Genomic DNA, 5,887 nt, shown 5'->3' on the forward strand with positions numbered 1-5,887 from the left:
TAAGCTTGGAGCACCACGTCTGGTATGAACCTCAACCTCACGAACCGCCTAGTGCGGACCCGCATGCTAGGTGGTGTGGCAGGGGCGCAGTCATGTTGACTGCCCCCTATGCCGATCAAGCAATCCCATGGTCCAATGAAACAACTCTTTTTACGCTTCGAGCACTGGACAACGTCCTTGTCGATGATGATTGCCAGCCTGATGATGGCTTTGGCTGCTGCCTTCGGTATCCATCAAATTTTCACCCGCTTCATCATTGAGTCACCCGCAGAATGGACCGAGGTCTTGATCCGCTTTTGTCTGATTTGGATGGTGTTTTTGGGCATCCCCACGGCTTTTCGGCAAGGCGCCATGATCAGTGTGGACATGCTTTACCGGCTGAGCGGCCAACGCATGCGCCGCTTTTTGGATGGTGTGGTGGCCATTTCGGCATTGACCCTTTGCAGCGTCATTTTGTGGTGGGGTTGGGACTATGCCCAGCGCGGCAGCGTGCAATCGATGATTGGCCTTGAAGGCGTCTCGATGTTTTGGGCTTATTTGGCTTTGCCAGTGGGTGCTGCCTTCAGCATCGTTGGCATCATCGGTTTTTGGTTGGAACCGCAGCGCATGGAATTGGAGACTTCATTATGAGTTTTGCCATGCTTTTCACGATGCTGCTGTGTTTTGCACTGACCGTGTCTGTGGCGGTCTCCATCGGTCTGTCGGCGATTGTGGGCATTCAGGTGGCCGAAGCCCACATGCTCATTTCCGTCAAGGAAATGTTCAACTCCATCAACAAGTTTCCCTTGGCTGCCATTCCATTTTTCATTTTGGCCGGCAACCTCATGGAAACCGGCGGTATTTCTAAGCGTCTGATTGAGTTTTCCAAAAGCATTGTGGGCGGCATTCAAGGCGGCCTGCCCATGACCTGCGTTTTGACCTGCATGATTTTTGCGGCCGTCTCGGGCTCGTCGGTGGCCACCACCTTTGCTGTGGGTGCCATCTTGATTCCAGCACTCATCAAACACGGCTACCCCAAGCCTTGGGCCACCGCTTTGCAAGCCACCTCGGCCGAATTGGGGGTGGTCATTCCCCCGTCGATTCCCATGATTTTGTTTGGCGTGAGCGCCGAAGTGTCGATTGGTGAATTGTTTGTCGCGGGCGTTGGACCGGGTTTGCTCATCGCAGGATCTCTCATGCTGTTTGTCTGGCTTTATGCCAAATACCAAGGCTGGGGCAAAAACGACGGCGATGGCCGCTTGAGCTTTGGCAAAGCCACTTGGCAAGCCGGCTGGGCATTGCTCATGCCCGTCATCGTGCTGGGCGGCATTTATGGCGGCATTTTCACGCCGACTGAAGCGGCTGCCGTGGCGGTGCTTTATTCCTTCATCGTTGGGACCGTGATCTACCGCGAAATCGGCATCAAAGACATTTACAACATCCTGCGCAAATCGGTCATTTCCAGCGCGGTGATCATGTTCATCATTGCCAACGCGGGGCTTTTTGCCTTCATGATCACCCGAGCTGGCGTGCCTGCGGCCATTGGCATGTGGCTGGAGCAGGTGTTGCAGTCGCCTTTGTATTTCTTGTTGGGCATCAACCTGGCTTTGTTCATCATTGGCATGTTCATCGAGACCGGTGCGGCCATTCTTGTGCTGGCCCCCATCTTGGTGCCGGTGGCCATTCACTTTGGCATCGATCCGGTACATTTCGGCATGATCATGGTGGTCAACCTGGCATTGGGCATGATCACCCCGCCCTTTGGCGTGAACCTGTTTGCCGCCTGCACGGTGGCCAAAATCTCGCTGGACAGGGTCATCAAAGACTTGATCCCCTTCATCGGCGTGATCTTGGCGTGCCTGGCGCTCATCAGCTACGTGCCCGAAATATCACTGACCTTGCGGGACATTGTGTTCAACAAATAAAGTTAGAATTCACCCCTGTCAGGAGAGCGCCTGACTTGTCTTCCCTCGTGAAACAAGTCAGGCCGCCGAAGGCGCAGGCGGTGGCAACACTGCTGAACGCTCAGGCAAAAGGACTGACAAAACGCTTTTTTCATAAGCGTTACCTCACTGGAGAGAGGTGCCGGGACATCGATCCACGGCATCCACCGAAGGCGCAACCCGCAGAAACTGAGCCCACAGCCCAGTCTTCCCGGCGAATCGCTCAGGTAAAGCGGACAGCGAGGGCAAGCGCCACAGCATGTGCTGTGGTTTTCCATTGCCCTTGGAGTTTTTGTGACCGCTTCTGCCGACTTGCTCACCACCCCTTTGAACGCCCTGCACCTTGAGCTGGGCGCACGCATGGTGCCTTATGCCGGTTACAGCATGCCGGTGCAATACCCGGCAGGCTTGGTGGCCGAGCACCACCACACCCGAAGCGCCGCAGGCTTGTTCGACGTCTCGCACATGGGCCAGTTGCGCCTGACCGGCCCAGACGCCGCTGCTGCTTTCGAGCGCCTGATGCCGGTGGACGTGATCGGTCTGGGCGTCAACAAACAACGCTACGGCTTGCTGCTCAATGACGAGGGCGGCATCATCGACGACCTGATGTTTGTGAACCGCGATGTGGCTGGCGGAGGCGACATCTTTGTGATCGTCAACGGGGCGTGCAAACACGGCGACTTGGCGCACATGCAGCAGCGAATTGGCAGCCGTTGCACCATCGAACCGCAATTTGACCGCGCCTTACTCGCCCTGCAAGGCCCACAGGCTGTGGCCGCTTTGCAGCGCCTGCTGCCCGGGGTTGAGCAACTCGTCTTCATGACCGGCATGGCCACCAGCTGGAACGGCTGCAACGACATCTATGTGACGCGCAGCGGCTACACCGGCGAAGACGGTTTTGAAATCTCTTTGCCCGCCCACGCCGCCGAAGCCCTTGCCCGCGCCTTGCTGGCCCAGCCCGAGGTCAAGCCCGTGGGCCTGGGCGCGCGCAACTCGCTGCGCCTGGAAGCTGGCCTGTGCCTGTATGGCAACGACATCGACACCACCACCACCCCGGTCGAGGCCAAGCTGAATTGGGCCATGCAAAAGCTGCGCCGCTCCGGCGGGGAGCGTGCAGGCGGCTTTCCGGGGGCCGACAAGATCCTGGCACAACTCGATGGCGCCACCCCGGCCCAGCGCTTGCGCGTGGGCTTGGTCGGTCTGGAGCGCGTGCCGGTGCGCGAGCATGTGGCGCTGCACAACGAAGCGGGTCAGAGGGTAGGCGAAGTCACCAGCGGCCTGCTGGCCCCCACGGCCGACCAACCCGTGGCCATGGCCTATGTGCAGTCAGAATATGCGGCGCTGGGCACCCGTCTGAACGCTCTGGTGCGCGGCAAAGCCGTGCCCATGCAAGTCAGCCCCCTGCCCTTCGTGCCCAACCGCTATCACCGTGGCTGAAGCCTCACTTAATCGGGGTCAGATCCCAATTAAATCCACGCACACATTTCAGCCAAACAATTGGGATCTGACCCCAATTAAATGACCCCAATTCAATTTTCCAACACACAAGGAGCCCTCTCATGATCAAGTACACCGAAGACCACGAATGGTTGCAGATTGACGGCGACACCGCTGTTGTGGGCATCACCCACCACGCACAAGATGCGCTGGGCGATGTGGTGTTTGTCGATCTGCCCGAAGTGGGCAAGTCTTTTTCGGCCAAAGAAGTTGCTGGCGTGGTCGAGTCGGTCAAAGCCGCGGCCGACGTCTACATGCCCGTGGACGGCGAGATCACCGAAGTCAACGAAGAACTGCGCGGCGACCCGTCGCTGGCCAACACCGACCCGCTGGGCAAGGGCTGGTTCTTCAAGCTCAAGTTGAGCAACCCGGCGCAGACCGATGCTCTGCTGGATGAGACGGCCTACCAGCAGTTCTCTGCCCAATAAACGCCCAAGCTCTGAGCCTGTGGATTGCCACGCTTCGCTCGCCATGACACACGATGCTTGTAACGGCCCCCACTCTGGATTGCCACGCTTCGCTCGCCATGACTGCGCCAAGTTCATCAACTTGAGCGTCATCGCGAGGCACGAAGCGATCCATCTTTCAACCCTAAAGGCACTGCCATGCTGATGTCCACCCTCAAACCCTTGGGCGAACTTGAAAACCCGTCCGAATTCATCGCTCGCCACATCGGCATCAGCGAGGCCGACGAAGCGCACATGCTGTCGGTGATCGGCGAGGCCTCGCGCCGTGCGCTGATCGACGCCATCGTGCCGCGCAGCATCGCCCGCGCTCAAGATATGGACTTGCCCGCCCCCATCAGCGAAGCAGCGGCCTTGGCCGAACTCAAGACCTTGGCGCAAAAAAACCGTTTGCTCAAAAGCCACATCGGCCAAGGCTATTACGGCACCCACACGCCTGGCGTGATTCTGCGCAACATTTTGGAAAACCCCGCCTGGTACACCGCCTACACGCCCTACCAGGCCGAAATCAGCCAAGGCCGCATGGAAGCGCTGGTCAACTTCCAGACCATGGTGACCGACCTCACGGCCATGGACATTGCCAACGCCTCCATGCTGGACGAAGCCACTGCCGCTGCCGAAGCCATGACCTTGGCCATGCGCACCGTCAAGAGCAAAAGCAAAGTCTTCGTGGTATCGCGCGCCTGCCACCCGCAAACCATCGAGGTGATCCAGACACGCGCCCAACCCCTGGGCATTGAGGTGCTGGTGCCGCAGAGCGCCGACGCTTTCACCGCTGCGCTGAACGCCGAGCATTTCGCCGCGCTGGTGCAGTACCCCTGCAGCACCGGGCTGGTGGAAGACCTCAGCGGCTATGCCGCGCAAAGCCATGCACAATCCGCCGCCTTCATCGTGGCCGCAGACCTGCTGGCGCTCACGCTGCTCAAGCCCCCGGGCGAGATGGGTGCCGACATTGTGGTGGGCACCACCCAGCGCTTTGGCATGCCCATGGGCGCGGGCGGCCCGCATGCGGCCTACATGGCCTGCCGCGACGCCTTCAAGCGATCGCTGCCTGGGCGTTTGGTGGGTGTGAGCGTGGACGTGCACGGCAACCCGGCCTACCGCCTGGCGCTGCAAACCCGCGAGCAGCACATCCGCCGCGAAAAAGCCACCAGCAACATTTGCACCGCACAGGTGTTGCCCGCCGTGGTGGCCAGCATGTACGCCGTGTACCACGGCCCCGAGGGCTTGAAGCGCATTGCGCGCCGCGTGGCGAGCTACACCGCCGTCTTCGCGCAAGGCCTGCAAAGCCTGGGCTTCAAGCTGCGCAAAGAAACCGCGTTTGACACGGTGTGGATCGCCATCGGCGAGTCCTCGGCCCCGCTCATCGCGCGCGCCCTGCACGCGGGCATCAACCTGCGCAAGGCTTGCGACAAAAGCGTGGCGATCTCACTGGACGAGACCACCACGCGCGAGGACATCCAGGCCCTGTGGCAGGTGTTCGCCAGCGAGTCCGCCACTCAGGGCCAGTCACTGCCCAGCTTCGATGCGTTCGAAAAAGGCATCGAGCCCCTGATCCCCGAATCACTGCGCCGCACCAGCGCCTTCCTCACGCACCCGGTGTTCAACCGCTACCACTCCGAGACCGGCATGCTTCGCTACATCCGCCAGCTGTCCGACAAAGACCTGGCGCTGGACCGCAGCATGATCCCGCTGGGCAGCTGCACCATGAAGCTCAACGCCACCAGCGAGATGATCCCCATCACCTGGCCCGAGTTTGCTGGTGTCCACCCCTTTGCCCCGGCCGATCAACTGGCGGGCTACCAACTGCTGGACCAGCAACTGCGCGACTGGCTGTGCCAGGCCACCGGCTACAAAGGCATCAGCCTGCAGCCCAATGCCGGCTCACAAGGCGAATACGCCGGTCTCTTGGTGATTCAGGCCTACCACCGCGCCCAGGGTCAGGGCCACCGCAACATCTGCCTGATCCCGTCCAGTGCGCACGGCACCAACCCCGCCAGCGCC

5 protein-coding genes and 2 riboswitches are annotated in these 5,887 nt (G+C 60.2%); all 5 genes read left to right on the plus strand.

Annotation, left to right across the window (positions count from 1 at the left end; translation table 11 throughout):
- Positions 1 to 135: 135 nt before the first annotated feature.
- Entirely contained in the window at positions 136 to 630 is a 495-nt protein-coding gene (locus ACIQ39_RS18205; RefSeq protein ID WP_396436001.1) for a TRAP transporter small permease, read from the plus strand.
- Positions 627 to 1,904 (plus strand): TRAP transporter large permease, encoded by a 1,278-nt coding sequence (locus tag ACIQ39_RS18210; protein ID WP_396436002.1) that lies wholly within the window; start codon positions 627 to 629, stop codon positions 1,902 to 1,904. Before ACIQ39_RS18205 ends, ACIQ39_RS18210 begins: the two co-directional genes overlap by 4 nt.
- A 9-nt stretch (positions 1,905 to 1,913) precedes the next feature.
- A riboswitch (glycine riboswitch) is annotated at positions 1,914 to 2,030 on the plus strand.
- Positions 2,031 to 2,041: 11 nt separating this feature from the next.
- A riboswitch (glycine riboswitch) is annotated at positions 2,042 to 2,172 on the plus strand.
- Positions 2,173 to 2,216: 44 nt separating this feature from the next.
- On the plus strand, positions 2,217 to 3,359 hold the full coding sequence (gene gcvT, locus ACIQ39_RS18215) for a glycine cleavage system aminomethyltransferase GcvT (RefSeq protein ID WP_396436003.1): 1,143 nt from the start codon (positions 2,217 to 2,219) through the stop codon (positions 3,357 to 3,359).
- A 122-nt stretch (positions 3,360 to 3,481) separates the two neighbouring features.
- Positions 3,482 to 3,847, plus strand: a complete 366-nt coding sequence (gene gcvH / locus ACIQ39_RS18220; RefSeq protein ID WP_396436004.1) for a glycine cleavage system protein GcvH — start codon at positions 3,482 to 3,484, stop codon at positions 3,845 to 3,847.
- Between the two features lie 177 nt (positions 3,848 to 4,024).
- The coding region (gene gcvPA, locus ACIQ39_RS18225) for an aminomethyl-transferring glycine dehydrogenase subunit GcvPA (RefSeq protein ID WP_396436005.1) at positions 4,025 to 5,887 on the plus strand (1,863 nt) is incomplete at its 3' end.

Origin of the sequence: Limnohabitans sp. (assembly GCF_044361645.1) — a bacterium.
GTDB lineage: Bacteria > Pseudomonadota > Gammaproteobacteria > Burkholderiales > Burkholderiaceae_C > Limnohabitans_A.

Excerpts from the sequence above, each read along its gene's own strand:
- ACIQ39_RS18205 (WP_396436001.1), top strand. The coding sequence starts at position 136 with ATGAAACAACTCTTTTTACGCTTCGAGCACTGGACAACGTCCTTGTCG.
- ACIQ39_RS18210 (WP_396436002.1), top strand. The coding sequence starts at position 627 with ATGAGTTTTGCCATGCTTTTCACGATGCTGCTGTGTTTTGCACTGACC.
- gcvH (WP_396436004.1), top strand. The coding sequence starts at position 3,482 with ATGATCAAGTACACCGAAGACCACGAATGGTTGCAGATTGACGGCGAC.